At 50.5% G+C, this 24143-nt stretch carries 19 protein-coding genes and 1 pseudogene; 19 read left to right on the top strand and 1 reads right to left on the bottom strand.

Annotated elements, in window-relative coordinates; all coding sequences use genetic code 11:
* Positions 1-54 precede the first annotated feature (54 nt).
* Genes I2D94_RS03615 through I2D94_RS03605 form a run of 3 tightly spaced genes read left to right on the top strand, consistent with a single transcriptional unit; the run spans position 55 to position 1897 of the window.
* A complete protein-coding gene (locus I2D94_RS03615; RefSeq protein WP_006356266.1) occupies positions 55-849 on the top strand; it encodes a replication initiator protein A in 795 nt (264 codons plus the stop codon).
* Positions 846-1688, top strand: a complete 843-nt coding sequence (locus I2D94_RS03610) for an ATP-binding protein (RefSeq protein ID WP_002596233.1) — start codon at positions 846-848, stop codon at positions 1686-1688. Before I2D94_RS03615 ends, I2D94_RS03610 begins: the two co-directional genes overlap by 4 nt.
* A 14-nt stretch (positions 1689-1702) precedes the next feature.
* Entirely contained in the window at positions 1703-1897 is a 195-nt protein-coding gene (locus I2D94_RS03605) for a transposon-encoded TnpW family protein (RefSeq protein ID WP_002596234.1), read from the top strand.
* Between the two features lie 64 nt (positions 1898-1961).
* Here the strand turns inward: I2D94_RS03605 and I2D94_RS03600 are convergent, their stop codons facing one another.
* Positions 1962-2162 carry a hypothetical protein gene (locus I2D94_RS03600; protein WP_002596235.1) on the bottom strand — a complete coding sequence of 67 codons (201 nt, stop codon included), beginning with the start codon at positions 2160-2162 and terminating at the stop codon, positions 1962-1964.
* Positions 2163-2387: 225 nt separating this feature from the next.
* Here I2D94_RS03600 and I2D94_RS03595 point away from each other — a divergent pair, with 225 nt between their 5' ends.
* The 16 genes and pseudogenes from I2D94_RS03595 to mobC all read left to right on the top strand — a co-directional run bounded on the left by I2D94_RS03595 (position 2388) and on the right by mobC (position 24109).
* Positions 2388-4004 carry a recombinase family protein gene (locus tag I2D94_RS03595; protein WP_002596236.1) on the top strand — a complete coding sequence of 539 codons (1617 nt, stop codon included), beginning with the start codon at positions 2388-2390 and terminating at the stop codon, positions 4002-4004.
* 87 nt (positions 4005-4091) lie between these two features.
* Positions 4092-4187 (top strand): annotated as a pseudogene (locus tag I2D94_RS18185) (Maff2 family mobile element protein); the annotation flags it as partial.
* Between the two features lie 24 nt (positions 4188-4211).
* A complete protein-coding gene (locus I2D94_RS03585) occupies positions 4212-5078 on the top strand; it encodes a VirB6/TrbL-like conjugal transfer protein, CD1112 family (RefSeq protein WP_195395646.1) in 867 nt (288 codons plus the stop codon).
* Positions 5079-5093: 15 nt separating this feature from the next.
* Positions 5094-5528 carry a PrgI family protein gene (locus tag I2D94_RS03580; protein WP_195395645.1) on the top strand — a complete coding sequence of 145 codons (435 nt, stop codon included), beginning with the start codon at positions 5094-5096 and terminating at the stop codon, positions 5526-5528.
* Positions 5488-7875, top strand: a complete 2388-nt coding sequence (locus tag I2D94_RS03575) for a VirB4-like conjugal transfer ATPase, CD1110 family (RefSeq protein ID WP_195395683.1) — start codon at positions 5488-5490, stop codon at positions 7873-7875. Before I2D94_RS03580 ends, I2D94_RS03575 begins: the two co-directional genes overlap by 41 nt.
* A gap of 3 nt (positions 7876-7878) precedes the next feature.
* Positions 7879-9633, top strand: a complete 1755-nt coding sequence (locus tag I2D94_RS03570; protein WP_195395644.1) for a C40 family peptidase — start codon at positions 7879-7881, stop codon at positions 9631-9633.
* A 13-nt stretch (positions 9634-9646) separates the two neighbouring features.
* Positions 9647-9904, top strand: coding sequence for a DUF4315 family protein (locus I2D94_RS03565; RefSeq protein WP_168934190.1), 258 nt, complete (start codon positions 9647-9649; stop codon positions 9902-9904).
* Positions 9894-10973: a CD1107 family mobile element protein gene (locus I2D94_RS03560; RefSeq protein ID WP_195395643.1), complete on the top strand. Its 1080-nt coding sequence runs from the start codon at positions 9894-9896 to the stop codon at positions 10971-10973. The genes I2D94_RS03565 and I2D94_RS03560 overlap by 11 nt, the downstream gene beginning before the upstream one ends.
* A 123-nt stretch (positions 10974-11096) precedes the next feature.
* Positions 11097-11594 carry a GNAT family N-acetyltransferase gene (locus I2D94_RS03555; RefSeq protein ID WP_195395642.1) on the top strand — a complete coding sequence of 166 codons (498 nt, stop codon included), beginning with the start codon at positions 11097-11099 and terminating at the stop codon, positions 11592-11594.
* Between the two features lie 101 nt (positions 11595-11695).
* The gene (locus I2D94_RS03550; RefSeq protein WP_195395641.1) at positions 11696-13771 is read left to right on the top strand and encodes a type IA DNA topoisomerase; all 2076 of its coding nucleotides are present in this window, start codon (positions 11696-11698) and stop codon (positions 13769-13771) included.
* Positions 13768-14613, top strand: a complete 846-nt coding sequence (locus tag I2D94_RS03545) for an LPD16 domain-containing protein (RefSeq protein ID WP_195395640.1) — start codon at positions 13768-13770, stop codon at positions 14611-14613. The genes I2D94_RS03550 and I2D94_RS03545 overlap by 4 nt, the downstream gene beginning before the upstream one ends.
* Positions 14614-14624: 11 nt before the next feature.
* The gene (locus I2D94_RS03540) at positions 14625-15218 is read left to right on the top strand and encodes a YodL domain-containing protein (protein ID WP_195395639.1); all 594 of its coding nucleotides are present in this window, start codon (positions 14625-14627) and stop codon (positions 15216-15218) included.
* Positions 15215-15424, top strand: coding sequence for a transposon-transfer assisting family protein (locus I2D94_RS03535; RefSeq protein ID WP_195395638.1), 210 nt, complete (start codon positions 15215-15217; stop codon positions 15422-15424). Before I2D94_RS03540 ends, I2D94_RS03535 begins: the two co-directional genes overlap by 4 nt.
* Positions 15425-16110: 686 nt before the next feature.
* On the top strand, positions 16111-16566 hold the full coding sequence (locus tag I2D94_RS18180) for a TnpV protein (RefSeq protein ID WP_370544606.1): 456 nt from the start codon (positions 16111-16113) through the stop codon (positions 16564-16566).
* A 161-nt stretch (positions 16567-16727) separates the two neighbouring features.
* Positions 16728-23777, top strand: coding sequence for an LPD11 domain-containing protein (locus I2D94_RS03530; RefSeq protein ID WP_370544607.1), 7050 nt, complete (start codon positions 16728-16730; stop codon positions 23775-23777).
* Positions 23777-24109, top strand: coding sequence for a plasmid mobilization relaxosome protein MobC (mobC, locus tag I2D94_RS03525; RefSeq protein ID WP_195395636.1), 333 nt, complete (start codon positions 23777-23779; stop codon positions 24107-24109). The genes I2D94_RS03530 and mobC overlap by 1 nt, the downstream gene beginning before the upstream one ends.
* The last annotated feature ends 34 nt before the right edge of the window (positions 24110-24143 follow it).

The following is a 24143-nucleotide window of genomic DNA, read 5'->3' as shown; positions in this document are numbered from 1 at the left end:
GGTGTCAAAGGGTACGCGATACATTTATCCTTTTCCCCCGGAAACGGCGTTTTAATGCGTGACAATACGCCAAAATCAACCCGAACACAGGGAGGTGATCCTATCGCTGATTATATCAGGGCAGACACGCGGCTGCCCGCCTATCTGCCGTATCCCCGTTTCCTGCTGAAAATGGAGATTTCACAGACCGCCAAGCTGCTGTATTCGCTGCTGTTAGACCGTTCCACCCTCTCCCAGAAAAACAAGTGGCTGGACGACGAGGGCAGGATTTATATTATCTATCCCATCGCGGAGATAGCAGAAATACTGGATAAAGGCAGCACCACCATCAAGGGGGCGCTTAATGAACTGGACACGGCGGGGCTGTTGGAACGGGAACGGGGCGGCTTCTCCGCACCGAACCGGCTTTATGTCAAAGTACCGCCAGTGCCACAGGTACAGTTTTCAGACCAACTGATGGCCGGAAGTCCGCCCCTCATAGAGCCGGAAAACCGTCCTACTGATGGTCAGAAAACCGACCTTATGATGGTCGGAAAACCGTCCCCTAACCAAACTACTATAAACAACCTTACAGAGAGCCAAACAAAGGGAGTGAGTGGGGGGCCGTCCGCGCCCTATGGCCGATATGGAAATATTTTTCTGTCACAGACCGAATACGACGAGTTGCAGGCAGAGTACCCTGACAGGCTGGAACGGTTCATCGAGGAAATGAGCCGCTACCTTGCCGCCAACGGGAAAAGCTACCAGAACTATGCCGCCGCCCTGCGGATATGGGCGGGGAACGACAAAAAGGAAGCCCCTAAAAAGGGCATACCAGACTACTCATGCAAGGAGGGCGAGAGTTTATGAAGAATGAAATCAACGCGGTTTTGGAGAATATGACGACCACCATCCCGGAGCCGGAGGACTACACCGGCGAGGACGGTTTACTGTACTGCGGCAAGTGCCGCAAGCCGAAAGAAGCCTATTTTGCGCCGGATAAGGCCGCTATCTTCGGGCGCGACCGCCACCCGGCAGAGTGCGACTGCCAGAGAACCGCCCGCGAGGAACGGGAAGCCGCCGAAAAGCGGCGCAGACACCTTGACACCGTGGAAGAACTGAAACGCCGGGGCTTTACCGACCCCACCATGCGGGACTGGACTTTCGAGAACGACAACGGCAGGAACCCGCAGACCGGGCTTGCCCGCCGGTATGTGGAGCATTGGGAAGATATGCGGACAGACAATATCGGCTGCCTGTTCTGGGGCGGCGTAGGCACCGGCAAAAGCTACCTTGCAGGCTGTATCGCAAACGCCCTCATGGAGAAAGAAATCCCCGTCCGCATGACGAACTTTGCTCTTATCCTCAATGACCTTGCCGCCAGCTTTGAGGGGCGCAACGAGTACATTTCCCGCCTTTGTCGTTATCCGCTGCTGATCCTTGACGACTTCGGCATGGAACGCGGGACGGAATACGGGCTGGAACAGGTGTTCAATGTGATTGACAGCCGTTACCGCAGCGGCAAGCCGCTGATCGTCACGACCAACCTTACGCTGGACGACCTGCACAACCCGGAGGACACCGCCCATTCCCGGATTTATGACCGCCTGCTTTCCATGTGCGTCCCGGTACGCTTTACCGGCGACAACTTCCGGCAGGAAACCGCCAAGCGGAAAATGGAGAGCATGAAGAAACTGATTACCGACTGAAAGGAGTATTGCCTATGGCAGATAACAAGCAGCACGACACCCGCACCACCCGCCGCCCTGACTGTGTGACGGAAATCCGCATGGGCAATTCCGTCCTTGTCGTGTCCGGCTATTTCAAGAAAGACACCACAACCACAGCCGCCGACAAAATGGCGCGGGTACTGGAAGCGGAAGCCGCTGCTACACAGGAGCCGACTTATCCGGCGTGAACCGGGGCATGGAAAAGCGGCCATGCCAGGGAGCATGACCGCTGGAACGAAAATCGGAAGTGCTTTAGCAATTCTTAATCTCATTCTCTATAAAATAATTTGCAATTTCAAAGGCTTTTATTCTTCTCTTTGCCAATGTGATTTGTGATTTATAACGCTCGGAATTATCCTTTGATTCAAATGTTTTTACTGTTTCTCTTAGCTTGTGCAGAGTTGAATCAATTTGCCTTTTGGCCGCGGTTAATTCATCTATTGTATACTTCATGTTTTCTCCTTTAACTTCTGATTTTTTTGTTAAATCAGAGTATACCACGGAGTTATGAACTTTTCTACTGCAAATATGGGACGACAACCCATACCATAAAAATCGGAAAATTGAAAAGCTGTAAAGAAGCAAATTTAACGCTTTTGCCGCTGTACAGCCCCCGCCGTTCCGTGGTACAATGAAACCACGGAATAGTGGGGCTGGCTGTCGGAAACGGAGGATTTTATGTTAAGACAAGCCACCCAAAACCTCATTACCGCCCTTTATCCGAGATTGTCCCACGAGGATGAATTGCAAGGCGAGAGTAATTCCATATCGAACCAAAAAAGGATACTCGAAACCTACGCAAAACAGAACGGCTTTACCAATCTGCGCTGGTACACCGACGACGGTTTTTCCGGCGCGAACTTCCAGCGGCCCGGATTTCAAGCCATGCTTGCGGACATTGAAGCCGGGAAAGTGGGTACGGTCATCGTCAAGGACATGAGCCGGTTAGGGCGAAACTACTTGCAGGTAGGGTTTTACACGGAAATGCTGTTCCCTCAAAAGGGTGTGCGTTTTATCGCTGTCAACGATAATGTGGACAGTGCCAGCGAGGGCATGGACAACGATTTTACCCCGCTGCGAAATCTGTTCAATGAATGGCTGGTGAGAGATACGAGCAAGAAAATCAAGGCAGTGAAAAAGTCAAAAGGCATGAGCGGCAAGCCTGTTACCAGCAAGCCGGTTTACGGCTATGTGATGGACGAGGACGAGAATTTTATTATAGACGAGGAAGCCGCCCCGGTGGTGCAGCAGATTTACCAGCTTTGCCTTGCCGGGAACGGCCCGACCAAGATTGCCCGTATGCTGACGGAGCAGCAAATCCCCACGCCGGGGACGCTGGAATATCAGCGGACAGGCAGCACCCGCCGTTATCACCCAGGCTATGAGTGCAAATGGGCGACCAACACCGTCGTTCATATCCTCGAAAACCGAGAGTACACCGGATGTCTGGTGAACTTCAAAACGGAAAAGCCTTCTTATAAGGTCAAGCACAGCATAGAGAACCCCGTCGAGAAGCAGGCCATTTTCGAGAACCACCATGAGCCGATCATCGACAAGGAAACATGGGAACGGGTGCAGGAGTTACGCAAACAGCGCAAACGCCCGAACCGCTACGATGAAGTGGGGCTGTTCTCCGGGATTTTGTTCTGCGCCGACTGCGGCCATGTGCTGTATCAGCAGCGGTATCAGAACAAAGACCGCAAACAGGACTGCTACATCTGCGGCAGCTACAAGAAGCGCACCCGCAACTGTACGGCGCACTTTATCCGCACCGATCTGTTGACCGCTGGTGTCCTGGCAAATCTCCGGCAAGTGACCGAATACGCAGCCAAGCATGAGAGCCGGTTTGTGAAACTACTTGTCCAGCAGAACGAGATCGGCGGCAAGCGAAAGACCGCCGCAGCCATCAAGCAGCTTGAACAGGCGCAGGAACGCATTTCTGAAATCAGCCGCATTATCAAGCGGCTGTATGAGGACAATGTAAACGGCAAAATCAGCGATGAGCGTTTCATGGAACTGTCGGCTGACTACGAAGCCGAGCAAGCGGAGCTGAAAAAGAGAGCCGCCGCCCTGCAAGCCGAACTGGACAAGTCACAGGCAGCTACCGTCAACGCCGAGAAATTTATGGGCATTGTCCGCAAGCACCTTGCCTTTGAAGAACTGACCCCCACTCTCTTGCGGGAAATGATCGAGAAAATTGTGGTGCATGAGTGCAGCTATGATGAGAACGGCACCCGCAGGCAGGACATTGAGATTTATTACAGCTTTGTCGGCAAGATTGACTTGCCCGAATAACCGCCCGACCTATCCGACACAATGGCCAAGTGTCGGATAGGAACGGCAAAATTTTTTGCACTTCTATTGCTTCTTTATCACACATAAGCAAAGTCTCAGGGTATGAAGCAGCTCATGGCGGGCGGCGGCGTTGCCCTCATCGGTATCACTCTGGTTCCTTTGCTCTCCGGTCTCTTTGGTTAATCAGCAAAAAGGAGGTAATCGCCTTTGGACAGCATACTCCAACAGATAACTGACTGGCTGAAAGAAATGCTCGTTTCAGCCATCATGGGTAATCTGTCGGGGATGTTTGAGTCCGTCAACAACCAGGTTGGCGAGATAGCAACCTCCGTGGGCATGACACCGGCGAACTTCTCGCCGGGTGTCTTTGCCATGGTACGCAACATCTCCGAGTCAGTGATTATCCCGATAGCAGGTCTGATACTGACATTCATTGCCTGCTACGAGCTAATTCAAATGATTATTGACCACAACAATCTGGCGAACTTTGAGACATGGACATTTTTCAAATGGGTGTTCAAGACCTTCGTTGCGGTCATGTTAATCACAAACACATTCAATATCACCATGGCGGTTTTTGATGTCACGCAGAACGTCATAAACGCAAGTGGCGGCATCATAGCGGGAAACACAGCGATAGATGCTTCGGCTCTTGAGAACTTGGAAGATACGCTTATGGCGATGGAATTGGGTCCTCTGCTTGGATTGTTTCTGCAATCCTTTATCGTGCAGGTCACGATGTCCGCATTGGCAATCATCATCTTTGTTATCGTCTACGGTCGTATGATCGAGATTTACCTGATGGTAAGCCTTGCTCCTATCCCGTTCTCCACTTTTGGAAACAGAGAACAGAGCAGCGTCGGACAGAACTACCTGAGATCCCTGTTCGCCATCGGTTTCCAAGGGTTCCTCATTATGATCTGCGTGGGCATCTATGCGGTACTGGTACAGTCGATAGCGTTCAGCGATGACATCATCGGTTCTATCTGGGGTGTCATGGGCTACACCGTTCTGCTTTGCTTCACCCTGTTTAAGACCGGCACACTCGCCAAGGGTGTGTTCTCAGCCCACTAAGGAAGGAGGTTTCGTGTGGCAGCATATATCCCCGTACCCCGTGACCTGACGAGGGTGAAAACCAAGGCGTTTTTCAATCTGACCAAACGACAGCTGATCTGTTTCGGAGCAGCGGCGCTCATCGGAGTGCCGTTGTTCTTTTTGGTCAAGAGCATGGGAAATGTCAGCCTTGCCGCTATGACCATGATTATCGTCATGCTGCCCCTGTTCTTTTTGGCAATGTACGAAAAGGACGGACAGCCCTTGGAGGTCATCGCAGGGCATTTCATTCAGGCAAAATTCATTCGTCCCAAGGTTCGCCCTTACCAGACGAACAACTATTACGACGCTCTGATGCGTCAGTATCAACTCGAAAAGGAGGTAAATGCGATTGTTTTTCAAGAAGAAAACGCAGGCAAGAGAAGTAAAGATGCCTGCAAATCTGAATCGCAAGCAGCAGCGAGAAATTAAGGCTGTTGTGGAACGAGCCAAGAAAGACAATGGTGTACCGCAGACCGCCCAGCAGTCCATTCCCTTCCAGAGAATGTTCCCCGATGGCATCTGCCGAGTCACCGACAGTTTCTACACCAAGACCATTCAGTTTCAGGACATCAACTATCAGCTGGCACAGCAGGAAGATAAGACTGCCATCTTTGATGAGTGGTGTGGATTCCTGAACTTCTTTGATAGTTCCATCCACTTTGAGCTGTCCTTTATGAACATGAGTACCGATGCGGAGAGCTTTGAAAAGAGTATCCGCATTCCGTTCCGCAAGGATGCGTTCAATTCTGTCCGTGCCGAGTACAGTCAGATGCTGAAAAAGCAGCTGTCTCAGGGTAACAACGGTCTGACAAAGACCAAGTTCCTGACTTTCGGCATTGAAGCGGACTCCATGCGACAGGCAAAACCGAGACTTCAGCACATCGAAAATGATCTGCTCAACAACTTCCGCCGTTTGGGTGTTATTGCTCACCCGATGAACGGCAAGGAAAGACTTCGCCTGATGCACTCCATGTTCCACATGGGTGACAACGACAAGTTCTTCTTTGACTGGAAGTACCTTGTAGAATCCGGGCTGTCTGTAAAGGACTTCATTGCACCTACGGCGTTTGCCTTTAAGAACAGCCGTACCTTCCAGATGGGTAGCATCTACGGTTCGATGTCCTATCTGCAAATTATCGCTTCTGACCTTTCTGACCGAATGCTGGCTGATTTTTTGGATATGGAGTCCAGCCAGATCGTGACCATGCACATCCAGTCGGTTGATCAGACAGCGGCAATCAAGACCATCAAGCGTACCATCACAGAGCTTGACCGTTCCAAAATCGAGGAACAGAAAAAGGCTGTCCGTTCCGGCTACGATATGGACATCATTCCCTCCGATCTTGCCACCTACGGTAAAGATGCGAAAGCGCTTCTGAAAGAATTGCAGAGCCAGAACGAGCGAATGTTCATGCTGACATTCCTTGTGATGAACACCGGGCGCACCGAACAGGAGCTGGAAAACAATGTGTTCCAGGCACAGAGTATCGCCCAGAAGCATAACTGCAATCTGCGCCGACTGGATTTCCAGCAGGAACAGGGGTTGATGAGCAGTCTGCCGCTGGCACAGAATCTGATTGAGATTCGTCGTGGTCTGACTACCAGTTCCACGGCTATTTTTGTGCCGTTCACTACACAGGAACTGTTCCAGAATGGTGCAGAAAGCCTGTATTACGGTCTGAATGCCTTGTCCAACAATCTGATTATGGTGGACAGAAAGAAACTGAAAAATCCCAACGGGCTTATCCTTGGTACGCCTGGTTCCGGCAAATCCTTCTCTGCAAAGCGTGAGATTACCAATGCGTTCCTCGTGACGGATGATGACATTATCATCTGCGACCCGGAAGCAGAATATGCGGCGCTGGTTCACAAGTTTGAAGGCCAGGTAATCAAGATCAGTTCTTCCAGTACCAACTATATCAATCCCATGGACATCAACATCAACTACTCTGAGGATGATAACCCTGTTGCCCTGAAAGCGGACTTTATCCTCTCCCTCTGCGAGTTGATTATGGGCAGTAAAGATGGCTTGCAGCCCATTGAAAAGACGGTTATTGACCGTTGCGTGCATCAGATTTACCAGAGCTATTTTGATAATCCGGTTCCTGAAAATATGCCCGTCCTTGAGGATTTGTATAACGCACTTCTCAAACAGGACGAGAAAGAAGCCCATCATGTAGCGACTGCACTGGAAATCTATGTGAAGGGTTCGCTGAAGCTGTTCAACAACCGAACCAATGTGGACATCAATAACCGTCTGGTCTGCTATGACATCAAGGAGCTTGGCAATCAGCTGAAGAAAATCGGTATGCTGATTGTTCAGGATCAGGTTTGGGGACGTGTGACAGCCAACCGAAGTGCCGGTAAATCCACCAGATACTACATTGACGAGTTCCATCTGCTTCTGAAGGAGGAGCAGACAGCCACCTACTCCGTAGAAATCTGGAAAAGATTCCGTAAATGGGGCGGTTTGCCCACCGGCATTACCCAGAATGTCAAGGACCTGCTTCGTTCCCCGGAGATTGCCAATATTCTCGAAAACTCTGACTTCATTTATATGCTGAATCAGGCAAGCGAGGACAGAGGGATTCTGGCGAAGCGTCTGAATATCTCTCCCCACCAGCTGTCCTATGTGACCAACTCCGGTGAGGGCGAAGGACTTCTGTTCTATGGCAATGTGATCCTGCCGTTCATTGACCGGTTCCCGACCGATACGGAACTCTACCGCATTATGACCACGAAGCTGAACGAGGTGGTGGCAACAAAGGAGGCGTAAGGCATGGCGAAGAAACCGACACGACTCCGTTTCACCGAAGATGACCTTGCGGATTCTCAGGTGAAGAAAGCTGCTGACCGTGCGGATAAGGCGGCTGACAAAGCAGAAAAAGCGATAAATAAGCTGGCTTCCAAAAAGAAGGCAACCAAGCTACGTCAGGAAACGGATGCCGCCGGTTCCCGGAAAACAAAGCTCCGTTTTGGCAAGGCGGACAACAGCGTGGCTGTGGAGCGTCCATCTTCGGCAAAACACCTTGCCACCCGTGGCACAGCTGCGGCGCTCACCTACAAGGCACATCGGGCAGTATCTGAATATGAAGATGATAATGTCGGTGTTCAGTCGGTTCAGGAAACGACAAAGGCAGTGGAATCCACTGCCTACACCGTCGATCACGCCATCTACAGCCACAAGCTGAAAGCCCATGATAAGGCGGATAAGTTGGTGCAGAAGTCAGATAAAGCCAATGTAGATGCGTTGTATGAAATGTTCAAGAAGGACAATCCCGATGTCGGTTCCAACCCGTTTTCCCGCTGGCGGCAGAAACAGGCAATCAAGAAAGAATATGCAGCTGCCAAAGCCGGTAACAGTACGGCAAAGACAACAGCTACCAAGGGTACGAAAAAAGCAGCCCAGGGAACCAGGACAATCACAGAAAAAGTCACGGAGTTTTGCACCACGCACTCCAAAGCTATTCTGCTTGTTCTGGCGGCGGGACTGCTTTTTATGGTTATCTCCAGTATGTTTTCCTCTTGTGCTGCCATGTTCCAGGGTGGAACGCAAGTGATTCTGGGGACTTCCTTTACTGCCAATGACGAGGACATTATTGGGGCGGACAATGATTATAAGGCGCTGGAAGCTGCCCTGAGAAATCAGATCAACAACATTGAGCGCACTCACAGCGGTTACGATGAATACCGTTATGACCTTGATGAGATCAACCACAATCCCTATGAGCTGGCGGCGTATCTGACGGTGAAGTTTGAGGATTACACCCGTGAGGAAGTGCAAAGCACTCTGCGGTGGCTGTTCGATCAGCAGTATGAGCTGATTTTGACAGAGGAAGTGGAAATCCGAACCCGCACAGAGACCCGTACCGGCACATCGACATCCACAGACCCGGAAACCGGCGAGACCACGACGGAGGAATATGAGTACGAAGTTGAGGTTGAGTATGAGTATTATATCCTGAATGTGAAGCTGGTAAACAAGGGCTTGAACCGTGTGATCGGAAGCTCCGGTCTGACGGAGGATGAAATGGAGCGATACCGTGTACTCCTCCAGACAAGCGGGAACCGCCCGGACATCTTCGGGGACGACATCTATGCAGTCACCGGCGAATACACCGACTATGACATTCCGGGTGAAGCTCTGACAGATACCCGATTTGCCAACATGATCCGGGAAGCTGAGAAGTATCTGGGATACCCGTATGTCTGGGGTGGAAGCAGCCCCTCCACTTCTTTCGACTGCTCCGGTTTTGTTTCGTGGGTCATCAATAACTGCGGCAATGGCTGGAGCGTTGGCAGATTGACCGCAAACGGTCTGATGGGTGTATGTGACATTATCCCCCGAAGCTCTGCAAAACCGGGAGACCTTATCTTCTTCCAGGGCACTTATGATACCTCCGGTGCATCGCACGTTGGTATTTATGTCGGCAATGGGATGATGATTCACTGCGGAAACCCGATTTCCTATGCTTCGATTGAAACAAGTTACTGGCAACAGCATTTTTACTGCTTCGGCAGAATCCGGAATTAAGGAGGACATTCTATTGGGTGCCAAATTAGACAGAATTGGTGCAGACCTTGAGAAAGCCCGAAGGAAACGGGCTGAATGGGATGCCAGAGTAAAAGACCTGGAACGCAGATACCGTGAGGAGGAAAATTCCGAAATCCATGAGATGGTTCACGCTGCGAACCTGACCCCTGACCAGCTTTCTGAGTTGCTCCGTATGTTTGCTGCGGATATGGCTCCGAAGCCTGAGACAATCAACGCTATGAACGAGGAGGAGATGCAGAATGAAGATTAAAAGACTTAGCGCCGCTTTTCTTGCGGCTGTGATGTGTATGAGCGTGTTCTCGACAACGGCTTTTGCCTATACCGAGGAAACGGCGACTTCCAGTACCGAAGCTGTGGAGGTTACACCTGAGGAAAACACGGAGCAGACTGCGGAGGAGGTTCCTTACAGTGTGTCCGTCGATGAAGATGGTACGGTGGTATTCTCCTTCAATGGCGAGGACTGGAAGTATGATGCCGAGAAAACCGGGGACGATGGCATGGGGACCGGCAAGGTAGTAACAAACGGCTCCCGTCTGAATGTGCGTACCGGTGCAGGCATGGATTATGAGATCATCGACCAGCTTCGCCCCGGCGAGGAAGTAAAGGTGATCGGTGTTGATGGCGACTGGTATCAGATCACGGTTCCTGAAAAGAATGGCTATGTCCACAGTGACTATCTGGAGCTGATTGAGAAAGCCGAGCAGAACAGCGAAATGGATATGGCACTGCTTATGATGTTCATGAGTATGTTCATGCAGAACATGGATACCGGCGCAGATACCAGTGAATCCGCCCTTACTCCTGATGGCAACCTGACTTTGGTTGATGATGTCGGCTCGCCTGACAAAACCGGCAAACAGTTCATTACTGCGGTCACAAAGAACGGCAACTACTTTTATATCATCATCGACCGTGACGATGAAGGAAACGAGACGGTTCACTTCTTGAATCAGGTGGACGAAGCCGACCTGCTTATGCTGATGAGCGAGGACGAAGCTGCCAAGTACACCGAGCCTGTGGTTGAGACCACTCCTGAGCCGGTTGAGACGGAACCGGAGCCTGAGGTCACAGAGCCTGCGCCAGTGGAGAAGCCTAAGAACAATATGATTCCGGCTATCCTTGCTCTGCTTGCACTTGTCGGCGGCGGTGGTTTCTTCGCCTTTAAGAAGTTACAGGAAAAGAAGAAAGAAAAAGAAGCTGCAAAGCCTGATCCTGACGCTGATTATGTAGGCGATGACGAGGATTACGGCTACAGCGAGGAATACGAGGACGAGGATGTTGACTTCTCTGCGGATGAGGAGGATAACGAACCGGTATAATCCGTAACAGGCATGATGCCTGGGGCAGCCTTCGGGTTGCCTTTACATAGCTTCTATCTATCTTTTTGAACTTTGATATGATATAATCAGTTCATCAAATCGAGATTTGTGGAGGTTGCTAAAATGGAAGCAGTTATTCGGAAAGTTCAGCAAGGTGATGCAAACACCTTGGCATATATTCAAACTGAAAGCTGGAAGGCAGCTTTTGCCGGAATCCTTGATGCCGAGACTCTGGAAAAGTGTACGGACATCGACCGAGCGACCGCTATGTATCAGAGGCTTTTGGATGAGAACAAAGGAAACGGATATCTTCTCTCGGTGGATGGAACGCCCCATTGCATCGCTTATTGGGACACAGCTCGTGATGCGGAGTTGACCGGGAAAGCAGAGTTAATCTGCATCCATAGTCTGCCTGAAAACTGGCATAAAGGGTACGGCAGTCAAATGATGAATCGAGTTCTGAAAGATATCAAGGAAAACGGATATTCCGAAGTGTTTTTGTGGGTATTTAGGGAAAACTATCGCGCCAGAGCTTTTTACGAAGCCAACGGGTTTGCGTTAACGGATACTTCAAAGCCTGCGTTTGACACAGAAGAAGTCCTTTATTCCAAAAGAATCTGATAGGGACAAATTCCAGTTTGTTGAACTGAATAAAGAACTTACATAGCAGTCATGCACTACGGTGTGTGGCTGCTAATTTTTTTGGAAAGGAGCAGATGCAAATGAAATTAGTATTGGCTGAGAAACCCTCAGTCGCCCAGAGTATTGCCAAAGTCTTAGGTGCCACCGAGCGTGAAGATGGCTACCTCGAAGGCAACGGCTATGTTGTCAGCTGGTGTGTCGGTCATCTGGTGGAGTTGGCACAGCCCGAAGCCTACGATGCAAAATACAGCAAATGGACGTATGCTGACCTGCCGATCTTCCCGGCTGACTGGCGGTATGAGGTTTCTACCGGAACAAAGAAGCAGTTCGGTATCCTGAAAAAGCTCATGGCCAGAGATGATGTTGCCAGCCTTGTGTGCGCTACAGATGCTGGTCGTGAGGGTGAGCTGATATTCCGTCTGGTGTACCACAAAGCCGGGTGCAGAAAGCCATTTGAGCGACTTTGGATTTCTTCCATGGAAGATTCCGCTATCCGGGAGGGATTTGAAAATCTCAGGTCTGGAACTGAATATGATGCTTTGTATGAAGCAGCCCTGTGTCGAGAGCGAGCCGACTGGATTGTTGGCATTAACGCTACTCGACTTTTTTCAACCCTTTACGGGCAAACCCTGAATGTTGGTCGAGTCATGACTCCCACCCTTGCAATGGCAGTCATGCGTGAAGCTGCCATTGCCGCTTTCAAGCCGGAACCCTTTTACACGGTTCAGATTGGACTGGATGGGTTTACGGCAGCAAGCGAACGCTTCAAGAAAAAGGCGGATGCCGAAGCTGTCAGCAGAGACTGTTCTGTCGCTGCGGTCACAAAAGCGGAACGCAAGGAGAAAAGTGAAAAGCCGCCTGCACTTTATGATCTGACCAGTTTACAGAGAGATGCCAACCGTGTGCTGGGCTATACGGCACATCAGACTTTGGATTATACACAGAATCTCTATGAAAAGAAGCTGGTCACTTATCCTCGTACTGACAGCAGATACCTGACAGACGATATGGCACACAATCTGCCAGACCTCGTAACTATGGCTTTCCACACATTCCCCTCTCCGGGTGTGGATAACGTACCTGTCCATGCGGAGCAGGTTGTGGATAACAAAAAGGTCGCAGACCACCATGCCATTATCCCTACCAGAGAATTGCAGAAATGCAATCTGAACGAGCTTCCCAAGGGCGAGCTTGCAATTTTGCAGCTGATTTCCACCCGTCTTTTTGTGGCTGTGGGAGATCCGCACCGATATGCAGAAACAGTCATTGAACTGGACTGCGGCGGCACTCCCTTCTCCGTCAGGGGAAAAACCATTCTGCATAATGGTTGGAAAGCTCTTGCCAGGAAAAGCGGTTCGACAAAATCTGATGAAAAGGAACAGGCACTCCCTTCTGTTTCCGTTGGCGAAGAAATAGCTGTCATCAGCACGGAAATTAAGGAAGGAAAAACCTCCCCTCCGAAGCACTACACCGAAGATACGCTCCTGCAGAGCATGGAAACTGCCGGTGCGGATGAAATGCCCGATGAGGTGGAGCGTAAAGGTCTGGGAACCCCTGCAACCCGTGCCGGTATCATCGAAAAACTGGTTCGCATTGGTTTTTTGGAACGGAAAGGCGATAAGAAAACCAAGCATCTGATTCCGACCCACAAGGGTACAGCTTTGGTAACAGTCATGCCCGAACAGATTCAGTCCCCATCTATGACAGCAGATTGGGAGGAAAAGCTGTTGCTCATTGAGAAAGGCGAATACGCCAGCGAGGATTTTATGGATGAGATTAAAGATGTGATTGCCGGTCTGATTCAGAATTACGAGGTTATTCGGGATTCTGAGGTTCTGATGTCAAAGGAAAGCAATGCCGTTGGGAAATGCCCTGTCTGCGGCAGTGCTGTAGAGGAAAAGGCGAAAGCATTTTTCTGTTCCAACCGGAGCTGCAAGTTTGCCCTTTGGAAAAACAACCGCTACTTCGAGAGTATCGGCAAGAGCATGACCAACGCTACGGCGCAGAAACTGCTTGCTTCCGGTAAGGTGAAGCTGAAAGGCTGCAAGTCGAAAAAGACGGGCAATACCTTTGATGCCACGGTGTATATGGAAGTGTCCGAGGATGGCAAGACCAGTTTCAATATGGAATTTGACAATGGAGGAAAGCGTAAATGACGAATGAGTTTAACCCGGATGGCAAGGACATCCGATTTATCGACAGCCACTATAAGGACTTGTTCCGTGTTCCTGACGGTGGCTGCATCCAGATTCACTATCCCGATGAGACCCTCGTAAAGCCTTGTAAGTTTATCGACGAGTATCACACCCAGATCGGCACCAATGTGTTCCACATCTGCCAATTCGCAGAAATCATGGAGCGTAACGGCGCAAGCTATATGGCAGAGCCTGAAATCATGGGGGATGAAGCTGCCTGGAAGGTTGGCAAGGACAGAATCCTTGCTATTCAGACCTGTGACGATGGCTATGACTACACCCTGTTCGATGAGAACTACAACGAGATTGATGGCGGTCAGGTGGACAATCCCGATATGTCCATGATTGAGGTCAGAACTGATATTCTGGAGTCCTTCAATCTGGCACACAGAGAGCTTCGTGCCATGGTCTACGAGGATGTCATGGAACAGGGATTTGAGGTCGGCAGACAGGCGGTAGTGGTCAACGACCCTCTCGCAGAACTTGCTTTTAAGCTCGACCGTTTTGCCGAGAACTTCGATCCCTATGAGTATATGGATCAGGTTGATGATGTGCAGGCGCATATCCAAGAAATCAAGGCAGATCTTGCTGCCGGTAAGACTGCTCCGTATCGTGAATTCCTGGATACAGCCATTGCCGAGTCCCGTGAGGAAACCGCCGTGGAGGTTGCCAAGGTGCTGAGAAGTCAGATTGATAAGATCGACCCTCCAAAGCGTGAGTCGGTCATGGAAAAACTGGCACTGGCCGCAGAAAAGACTGCGCCTGCCAGTCCCTCTCCCAAACGCAAAGAACCTGAAAGATAAGGAGGTAGCCTATGAAAATTGAGAAATGGGATGATGTTCACGGGAACACCACATCTGACGAAAGAATGGTGGCTTTTCTGGAAAGCTCCACCGACTCTTACGCAGTTCTTCAGCTGAAGCGCATTGACGAGACTGAGCAGTTCCGTTTCATGCCGTACTGGCATATTCAGAAACTGGAGGAACAGCCGACCATTGACCACTATGAGGTGGTCTACAATGGTCCTATCGAACAGTCTGCCGGTGCTGCAGAACAGTTGGAAGGACTGTACACCAAATTCAATATCGACCATCCTGAGGACTTCCGTGGTCACAGTATGTCGGTCAGCGACATCGTAGCCTTGAAGGTAGCCGGTGAGGTATCCTGTTATTACGTTGATGCCTTCGGTTTTGTGGAGCTTCAGGACTTTATGAAACCCGAAAACTATCTGAAAAACGCAGAGATGGCTATGGAGGACGACTACGGGATGTTGGATGGCGTCATCAACAACGGTAAGGCTCCTGCCACCGAGGAACGACCTTCCGTTCTGGAACAGCTGAAAGAAATGCCGGTTTTCGACACACCCCGCAAACCTTCCAGAAGCCACCCGGAAAGGGATATTGAATGATAGACTTCACACACGATGAAATGAATTTGATGATGCTTTACAGCCCCGGCACGGTGTCGGGGCTTCGTGAAGCACTCACACAGATGAAGGTGCAGCTTGCCGAGGATGAAGCAGAGCTTCGTTCTCTGGCTGATTCTGTTCTCCGAAAACTGTCCGATATGGACGATGAGACTTTTGAAAGGCTGAACCTTTATCCTGATTTTTAAGGATTGGAGGTAAGAAATGAACGCTAAAGAGCGATTTTATTCGGGGATGGCAAAAGAAACCATCAACAGGATCACAGCCAATAAGGATAACTGGACATCTTTTCTGACTACGATGGCTCGTAACTACGATTTCACCTATCCCGAACAGGTGATGATCTATGCCCAGCGTCCGGGTGCTACCTTCTGTAAGCCCTATGAAGAATGGAACGATGAGAAATATCGCAGATATGTCAGACGAGGTTCCACCGGCATTGCCCTGTTTGTAACCAACAGGGATAAGCCTTACCTGCGCTATGTGTTTGATGTGGCTGACACCGGCACTCGCCGTTCTTCTCCTGAACTGAAACCGTGGGAGGTCACAGCTGAGAATCGTGCGTATGTCATGGATGCCATGGAGCGCACCTTCGGCGTGAAAGCAGACGGTCTGCTTGAAGCGCAGCTTGAGGACATCGCACAGAGTCTCGCTTCGGAGTATTGGGCTGACAACAGAAAGCAGTTCCTCGACATCGTTGCCAATAGCTTCCTTGAGGAGTATGATGAACTTAACATCGAAGTGGCTTTCAAAACAGCGGTCGCAAACAGCGTATCCTACGCAATGTACAGCCGACTGGTGGAGAATCCCGACAACTACTTCGAGCATGAGGATTTCCAGAAGGTCTTTGATTTTAACAGCAGGCAGACCGTAAATGCCCTTGGTACTGCGGTCAATGCCATCAGTTCAAGGATGTTCGGGGAGATCGAAAAAGCGATTGGTGAATACGAGCAGAGCAGAACTGCTGAAAGGAGCGAATATGATGAACGAAATGAATTACAGACAGGTTGGGGATTACCAGATTCCGAACATGGTACTGGAGAACCAGAGCGACAGAGTTCTGGGCAAGTATGGCAGGATGCGCAGAGCATTTCTGGAGCAGAACAATCCGATGCTCCTGAACGACATGATTCTGACGGAGAGCCTGTTCCCGCATCTGTGGGAGATCGAGGACACGGCGAACACCAGAATGGATCAGCTGATGAAGCAGTATCTGGAGCAGAACCCAGCACCGGACAAAGAGACCAATCAGATGGCGTGGGTGCAGCACATGAACAGCCTGAAAGCACAGGCAGAGGAAGTCGTGATGACGGAGCTTATCAACAGCTAACGCTCAACCTGTTCCTCTCCGAAAATGAACAAATCAGTTTTATCGACCAAGCAGAGAGCTTCAAGCCCTCTGCTTTTTCTTTTGCCCAGGAGGAAATTGACCACTTCTTACTGCTTGGCAGTAATACGGATGAAGCCAGAAAAATCGTAGCTCTGGAGTATATGAAGCAGAAGTCCGTGGAGGAAATCGCCCAGACTCTGAAAGAAGTCTATCACGGCGGTTTCGGTATCAAAGAGGACAGCGGAAACATTTCTGCGTGGTATGCCGAGGATGGCATTCACCTTGCCAAAGGTTCCTCTGCCATTGACAGTCCCAGAGCGCAGATCATTTCTTGGGAAGATGCCGCAACCCGTATCGGGGAATTGCTTGAAAACGGTCAGTTTGCTACCAATGTGGAACTGGTGGAAGCACCGGGCTATGAGCGTCAGAAACTGGCTGAATCCATCTGGTATCTCTATCGTGACCTGAGTGGCGAAGCCAAGGAAGGAAACTATCTGGCGATTCTCAATCAGGGCAAGTTCCGTGGGTTCCCTGATGAAACAGCGGATTTGGCAGAGAAACTGGCTGACCCGCAGTTCCAGTCCATTCTGGTTCAGCAGTATGCCGAGTTCAGAGAAGCCCTTGCCGAGAACCCCAACCTGCTTCGATTCCGCTATCATAAGCTTGATAAGATTGGAAAGCGTATCGGTGAACTGGATACCCCTCTCAGGGAGTATCAGAGCGATATGGTGCATCCACCCCTTGTCCGTCAGTTCATTACCGATGATGAAGTCAACCGAGACCTGACTGGTCGTGGAAGTGGCTTTTTCGGTGGGAAAGCCCGTATCTACAACTACTGGCAGGAAAACCATTCCACCAAAGAAAAGGCAGAGTTCCTAAAGCATGAGTATGGTACAGGCGGTCATTCCCATGCCTGTTCCGGTGCAACGCACAGTGGTGAAGATCACGACGCCAAGGGTGTCCGTTATAACAAAAGCGGCTGCGACAATGTGAAGATGTCCTGGACGCAGGTGGCACAGCGAATTGATTCCCTAATGAAGAAAGGTCGCTATCTCACCCCTGAAGAAGAAGCCGAGCGACAGGCAATCGAAGCTGCCAAGGCAGATCCTTTGGAAGAAGTCAACGAGCGTTTCGCTGTTGTCGATACCGAGGATGGCGAGTATGCCATCTGGGATGAGCAGACCGGCGCTTACTATGTTGACCCTGAGGGTGTAACGGAATACTTTGACGATGAATGGCTTGCCAATGATTACCTTGAGGAAGTCCGTCAGTCCGTAGCAGCTATGGAAGCAGTTCAGCCTGAAGCTCCTGCGGCAGAGCCTGCCGAGGTCGTGGAAGAACCTGCCCAAGAGGAACCGGCATGGAACTATCAGGTCGGTGATACGGTATATCTGGACGATACTGCTTTCCGTGTGGAGCAGATAACGGACAGAGAAGTTCAGCTGCGTGACCCTACGCTTGCTTATCCCATCTTCCGTGCGGAGAACCGTGAGAACTTTGAAAAAATGCTCTCTCAGGATGAAAGAAACCATACGGTAAAGGTTGATGCCCAAGCCGAAGAAAAATCCGCTACAGAGGAATTTCTGGGTGAAACCGCACCGAGGGACTGCACCCCTGAGTATCAGCTGTTAGACCGTCTGCGTATGGACTGCGAATACTTCCTTGGTGCAGGGCAGCACAGCGAAAAACATCTGTGGGCTGGCAACCGCCATGCACAGATCGCCAAGATGCGTGAACTGTATGAAACGATTCCTGACAAACCGGAGTGGCTGACCCCTGAGATGATTAACAGCTATGAGGAGCGCATGGCTCCCCGTTATCTGGTTGCCGCTTACCATCACTTTGAAAACGGCTTCGATGATAAACTGGACTACTACACTCTGGAAGAAGCGGAAAAAGCTGCCCAGGGCTATGTAGACGGAACCATGGAGGATGACGGGTTTAAGTATGACGGTGCTGCCCTTTACGATCAGCAGGAGCATAAGTGCATCCGTATCTATGGCGACTATCCTGATGAAAAGGCACACGCACAGGTCTATGGCATTGCCGAGCCTGTACAGCCGGAACATTTCATTGACCATTTTTATGTAGCCGAGGACATCCAGAAGCGTGGTGCGCTGGACATCAAGGAATACAGTTCCTTTGAAGATGCCCTGAGAGCCTACCATGAACTGCCTGACACACAGATGAAAGCTTTGGGTGCGATGAATACCAGAAAGCCTTTACCGGGCAGTCTGGATTTCGTTCAGTGCGTGGATGGCAAGGACACTATCATTCAGGACTATGCCAAGGTGGACGGATGGCAGAATGCCGAAGTCATGGACATCATCGCTCAGATTGAGCAGTCTATTACTACCAGAGAAGTCCCGCCTGTTCCTGCGGTGAACTTCCACATCAGAGATGACCACATCGGTGAAGGTGGGCCGAAGCAGAAGTTCGCAAGAAATATCGAAGCCATTGAGACCCTGTTCCAGTTGGAGCGTGAGAACCGAAACGCCACTCCGGAAGAACAGGAGATTTTGTCGAATTATGTCGGCTGGGGCGGTCTGGCAGATGCCTTTGACCCTGACAAGGGAAATTGGGCGCAGGAGTACACCACTCTGAAGAACCTGCTTTCCGAAGATGAGTATGCTGCGGCAAGAGCTTCCACGCTGAACGCACACTATACAAGTCCTACGGTGATTCGCTCCATCTACGATGCAGTTGGGCAGATGGGCTTTGAGACTGGCAATATTTTGGAACCAGCCATGGGTATCGGTAACTTCTTTGGTATGCTGCCTCCTGAGATGCAGAGCAGCCGCCTGTATGGTGTGGAGCTTGACTCCATCACCGGCAGAATCGCTCAGAAGCTCTATCCCAACGCAGAAATCAAGGTGGCCGGTTTTGAAACGACAGACCGCAGAGACTTCTACGATCTGGCTATCGGCAATGTGCCGTTTGGTAACTACAAGGTATCGGATAAGCCTTACGACAAGCTGGGATTCTCTATCCACAACTATTTCTTCGCCAAGGCTCTGGATCAGGTTCGCCCCGGCGGTGTGGTAGCTTTCGTGACAAGCCGCTATACCATGGATTCCAAGAACTCGGATGCAAGACGATATATGGCGCAGAGAGCAGAACTGCTTGGGGCTATTCGTCTGCCAAACGATGCTTTTAAGAAAAATGCCGGTACGGAAGTCGTGTCCGACATCATCTTCCTGCAAAAGCGTGACCATCCTATCGACATCGTTCCGGATTGGGTGCATCTGAACCGCACCGAAGAAGGACACACCATGAACAGCTACTTTGTAGACCACCCTGAAATGGTTCTGGGTGATACGGTTCTGGAAAGCACTCCTTACGGCAAGGACGATATTACCGTCCGTCCGATTCCGGGTGCAGACCTGTCCGACCTTCTGAAAGAAGCGGTATCTCACATCCAGGGAACCTATCAGGCGGTAGAGCTGCCGGTGGCTGACCACAAGGGCAAGGAAACCAAGACCCTTCCTGCCACCCCGGATGTAAAGAATTACTCTTATGCGGTAGTGGACGGTGAGGTTTATTTCCGTGAAAACTCCATCATGCGCCATGTTGACCTGAATGAAAAGGCAAAAGAGCGTGTGGTTGGGATGGTGGAGCTTCGCCGTATTGTCAACGAGCTGATTGCGTATCAGATGGAAGATTATCCGGACGAAATGATTCAGGGCAAGCAGGCAGAGTTGAACGATGCTTATGATGCCTTTACCGCAAAGAACGGTCTCATTAACAACCGTGCCAACGGTCAGGCTTTCTCTGACGATTCCTCTTACTACCTCCTGTGTTCTCTGGAAAATGTGGATGAGGACGGCAATCTGAAAAGCAAAGCCGATATGTTCACCAAGCGTACCATCAAACCGGAACGCAGAGTGACCAGTGTGGACACTCCTTCCGAAGCTCTGGCAATCTCCATCGGTGAGCGTGGCAAGGTCGATTTGCCGTATATGGCACAGCTGTTAGGCACTCCTGGGAACTATGAAGCCATCCAGACAGAGCTATGTGGAGTTATCTTCAAAGACCCAATGGCTCCCGATGATGTGGAAGCCGGTTGGCAGACTGCCGATGAATACCTCTCCGGTGATGTGAGAAGCAAGCTGCGTATCGCAGAAATGGCGGCGAATCGTGATTCTGCCTTTGCTGTCAATCTTGAAGCTCTGCAAAAGGCACAGCCGAAGGACTTGGATGCGTCTGAGATTGATGTACGTCTGGGTGCTACCTGGATTGATGCCGACTATATCCAGCAGTTCATGCAGGAAACCTTTGAGACCCCATACTACCTGCGCCGTTCGATTGAGGTGAAATTCTCCGAAATGACCGCAGAGTGGCGCATCAACGGAAAAAGTTCTCCCAGCTACAATGATGTGGCGGCGTATGTGACCTACGGTACAGACCGTGCCAACGCCTATCGGATTCTGGAAGAAACGCTGAACCTGAAAGACATTCGTATTTATGACACCATCGAAGATGCGGATGGAAAGCAGAAGCGTGTCCTGAATAAAAAGGATACAACCCTCGCCCAGCAGAAACAGCAGGCAATCAAGGATGCGTTTCAGGATTGGGTATGGAAAGACCCTCGCCGCCGGGAAGCACTGGTTACGAAGTACAATGAGCTTTTCAACTCCACCAGACCCCGTGAGTATGATGGTAGTCATATTCGTTTCGGCGGTATAAATCCGGATATTACTCTCCGGGAACATCAGAGAAATGCCATCGCCCATGTGCTTTATGGTGGAAATACCCTGCTCGCACACGAAGTTGGTGCGGGCAAAACTTTTGAAATGGCAGCATCGGCTATGGAGAGCAAACGACTTGGCCTGAGCCAGAAATCCATGTTTGTGGTTCCGAACCACCTCACCTTGCAGTGGGCAAATGAGTTTCTCAACCTCTATCCGAGTGCCAAGCTCCTTGTTGCCACAAAGAAAGATTTTGAAACCGCAAACCGAAAGAAGTTCTGCGCCCGTATCGCAACCGGCGACTATGATGCCGTTATCATCGGTCACAGCCAGTTTGAGAAGATTCCGCTGTCTGCCGAACGGCAGGAACGGCAGTTGCAGGAACAGATTGATGAGATCGAGGGTGCAATCGCAGAACTGAAATATCAGCGTGGCGAGAATTTTACCATCAAGCAGATGGAGAAAACCAGAAAATCTCTGGAAGCCAGATTGGACAAGCTCCTTGCCGCCGACAGAAAGGATGATGTCATCACATTTGAACAGCTGGGCATTGACCGGCTGTTTGTGGACGAGAGCCATGCGTTCAAAAACTTGTTCCTCTACACAAAAATGAGGAACGTGGCAGGTCTCTCCACCTCAGAAGCCCAGAAATCCTCGGATATGTTTATGAAATGCCGCTATATGGACGAGATCACTGGCGGTCGTGGCGTTATCTTCGCCACCGGCACTCCGGTCAGCAACTCCATGACCGAGCTTTACACGGTCATGCGCTATCTCCAGTATGGAACGCTCCAGAAGAAAAACCTGACCCACTTCGATTCCTGGGCATCCACCTTTGGTGAGACAACGACAGCCATTGAGCTGGCTCCTGAAGGAACCGGATACCGTGCCAGAACCCGATTCGCCAAGTTCTTCAACCTTCCTGAACTGATGAATATGTTCAAGGAAGTGGCGGACATCAAGACCTCTGACCAGCTGCATCTTCCGGTTCCAGAAGCAAAGTTTGAGACCGTTGTGGTACAGCCCTCTGAGTATCAGAAGGATATGGTTGCTTCCCTTTCTGAAAGAGCTGCGGATGTTCATGCCGGTATTATTGATCCGTCCGTGGACAATATGCTCAAGATTACCAGCGATGGGCGGAAGCTGGGACTGGATCAGCGGCTGATGAACCCGCTATTGCCGGATGACCCGAACAGCAAGCTCAATGCCTGTGTGGGAAATATCCTCCGTATCTGGCAGGACGGGCAGACTGACAGGCTGACACAGCTGGTGTTCTGTGACCTCTCCACGCCTAAAAATGACGGAACATTCAATGTCTATGACGACATCAAAACCAAGCTAATCGCAAACGGTGTACCTGACGAGGAAGTCGCCTTTATTCACGATGCAGATACTGAAGCAAAGAAGAAAGAACTCTTTGCCAAGGTTCGTACCGGACAGGTGCGTGTGTTGCTTGGAAGTACGCAGAAAATGGGCGCAGGAACCAATGTGCAGGACAAACTGGTGGCAGTTCACCATCTGGATGTGGGCTGGCGTCCGTCCGATATGACCCAGAGAAACGGTCGTATCATCCGTCAGGGAAACCAGAACAAAGAGGTTCAGGTCTATCAGTATGTTACTGAAGGGACATTCGACGCATATTTGTACCAGACCCTGGAGAACAAGCAGAAGTTCATTTCCCAGATCATGACCTCCAAATCTCCGGTTCGTTCTTGTGACGATGTGGACGAGCAGGCTCTGTCCTATGCGGAGATCAAGGCGCTGTGTGCCGGTAATCCTCTCATTAAGGAAAAGATGGACCTGGACATTGATGTGGCAAGGCTGAAAGTGCTGAAAGCTGACCACCAGAGCCAGCAGTACCGCATGGAGGATAAGCTCCTGAAATACTTCCCGGCTGAGATTGAAAAGCAGACTGGCTATATTCATGGCTTTGAAGCGGACATTAAGACCGTGGAAGCACATCCGCAGATCTCCGAGGGATTCTGTGGTATGGAAATCATGGGCAAGTATTATGCGGAAAAAGCTGATGCCGGTGAAATCATTCTTGCCGCCTGCAAGGAGACAAAAAGTGCTGACCCGGTTCCGCTGGGCAGCTACCGTGGTTTCCAGATGGAGCTTTCCTATGACAGCTTCCGAAGTGAGTTTGACATCGTTCTGAAAGGCTCTATGAGCCACCGTGTAGCCCTTGGCACGGATGCCAGAGGAAATATCACCCGACTGGACAACGCCCTTTCTGGCATTCCTGAACGGCTGGAAAGAGCCAATGAACAGCTGACTAATCTTTACAATCAGCAGGAAGCTGCAAAAGCAGAGCTTGGAAAACCATTTCCCCAGGAAGCAGAACTTGTAGCCAAAAGCCAGCGGCTTGCGGAGCTGGATGCGGCACTCAATATGGAGGACACGGTGGAAAGCCGTGCTGAAAAAAGCGAAGAGGAACGCCCCTCTGTTCTGGCTGATCTGAAATCCAAGTCCGAGCATATCCCTCCTGCAAAACGCTCTGAGGGTTACGAGGAGGTGTTGTAATGGCAAAGCGTGACCAGGATGTTCACTTTCTTGCATCCAAGGAGGAAGTCGAGCGAATCCATCAGAAGATGGACGAGCTTGGCATCCGCAGCATGGGGGCATATCTGAGAAAAATGGCTCTGGACGGTTACTGTATCAATCTGGATTTGCAGGATGTGAAAGCACTGGTTTCGCTCCTGCGAATCTGCTCCAATAACCTGAACCAGTACGCAAAGCGAGCCAATGAGACCGGCAGCATCTATGAAGCCGACATCAAGGACTTGCAGGAACGACTGGAAAAAATCTGGACCGACATGAAGGAGGTGCTGGTTCGGCTGTCCAGTATCCAATAATTGCCGACAACTTGTCGGGAAGTCGCAGTTTCGG

The sequence above is a fragment of the Holdemania sp. 1001302B_160321_E10 genome, from assembly GCF_015552275.1.
Lineage (GTDB): Bacteria > Bacillota_I > Bacilli_A > Erysipelotrichales > Erysipelotrichaceae > Holdemania.
The sequence above is the reverse complement of the archived record's forward strand: the minus strand, read 5'-3'. Positions and strand labels throughout refer to the sequence as shown.

Coding starts and splice junctions, on each gene's coding strand:
- I2D94_RS03615 (WP_006356266.1), top strand. CDS start 55: ATGCGTGACAATACGCCAAAATCAACCCGAACACAGGGAGGTGATCCT.
- I2D94_RS03610 (WP_002596233.1), top strand. CDS start 846: ATGAAGAATGAAATCAACGCGGTTTTGGAGAATATGACGACCACCATC.
- I2D94_RS03605 (WP_002596234.1), top strand. CDS start 1,703: ATGGCAGATAACAAGCAGCACGACACCCGCACCACCCGCCGCCCTGAC.
- I2D94_RS03600 (WP_002596235.1), bottom strand. CDS start 2,162: ATGAAGTATACAATAGATGAATTAACCGCGGCCAAAAGGCAAATTGAT.
- I2D94_RS03595 (WP_002596236.1), top strand. CDS start 2,388: ATGTTAAGACAAGCCACCCAAAACCTCATTACCGCCCTTTATCCGAGA.
- I2D94_RS03575 (WP_195395683.1), top strand. CDS start 5,488: ATGCCTGCAAATCTGAATCGCAAGCAGCAGCGAGAAATTAAGGCTGTT.
- I2D94_RS03570 (WP_195395644.1), top strand. CDS start 7,879: ATGGCGAAGAAACCGACACGACTCCGTTTCACCGAAGATGACCTTGCG.
- I2D94_RS03560 (WP_195395643.1), top strand. CDS start 9,894: ATGAAGATTAAAAGACTTAGCGCCGCTTTTCTTGCGGCTGTGATGTGT.
- I2D94_RS03555 (WP_195395642.1), top strand. CDS start 11,097: ATGGAAGCAGTTATTCGGAAAGTTCAGCAAGGTGATGCAAACACCTTG.
- I2D94_RS03550 (WP_195395641.1), top strand. CDS start 11,696: ATGAAATTAGTATTGGCTGAGAAACCCTCAGTCGCCCAGAGTATTGCC.
- I2D94_RS03545 (WP_195395640.1), top strand. CDS start 13,768: ATGACGAATGAGTTTAACCCGGATGGCAAGGACATCCGATTTATCGAC.
- I2D94_RS03540 (WP_195395639.1), top strand. CDS start 14,625: ATGAAAATTGAGAAATGGGATGATGTTCACGGGAACACCACATCTGAC.
- I2D94_RS03535 (WP_195395638.1), top strand. CDS start 15,215: ATGATAGACTTCACACACGATGAAATGAATTTGATGATGCTTTACAGC.
- I2D94_RS18180 (WP_370544606.1), top strand. CDS start 16,111: ATGCCCTTGGTACTGCGGTCAATGCCATCAGTTCAAGGATGTTCGGGG.
- I2D94_RS03530 (WP_370544607.1), top strand. CDS start 16,728: ATGAAGCAGAAGTCCGTGGAGGAAATCGCCCAGACTCTGAAAGAAGTC.
- mobC (WP_195395636.1), top strand. CDS start 23,777: ATGGCAAAGCGTGACCAGGATGTTCACTTTCTTGCATCCAAGGAGGAA.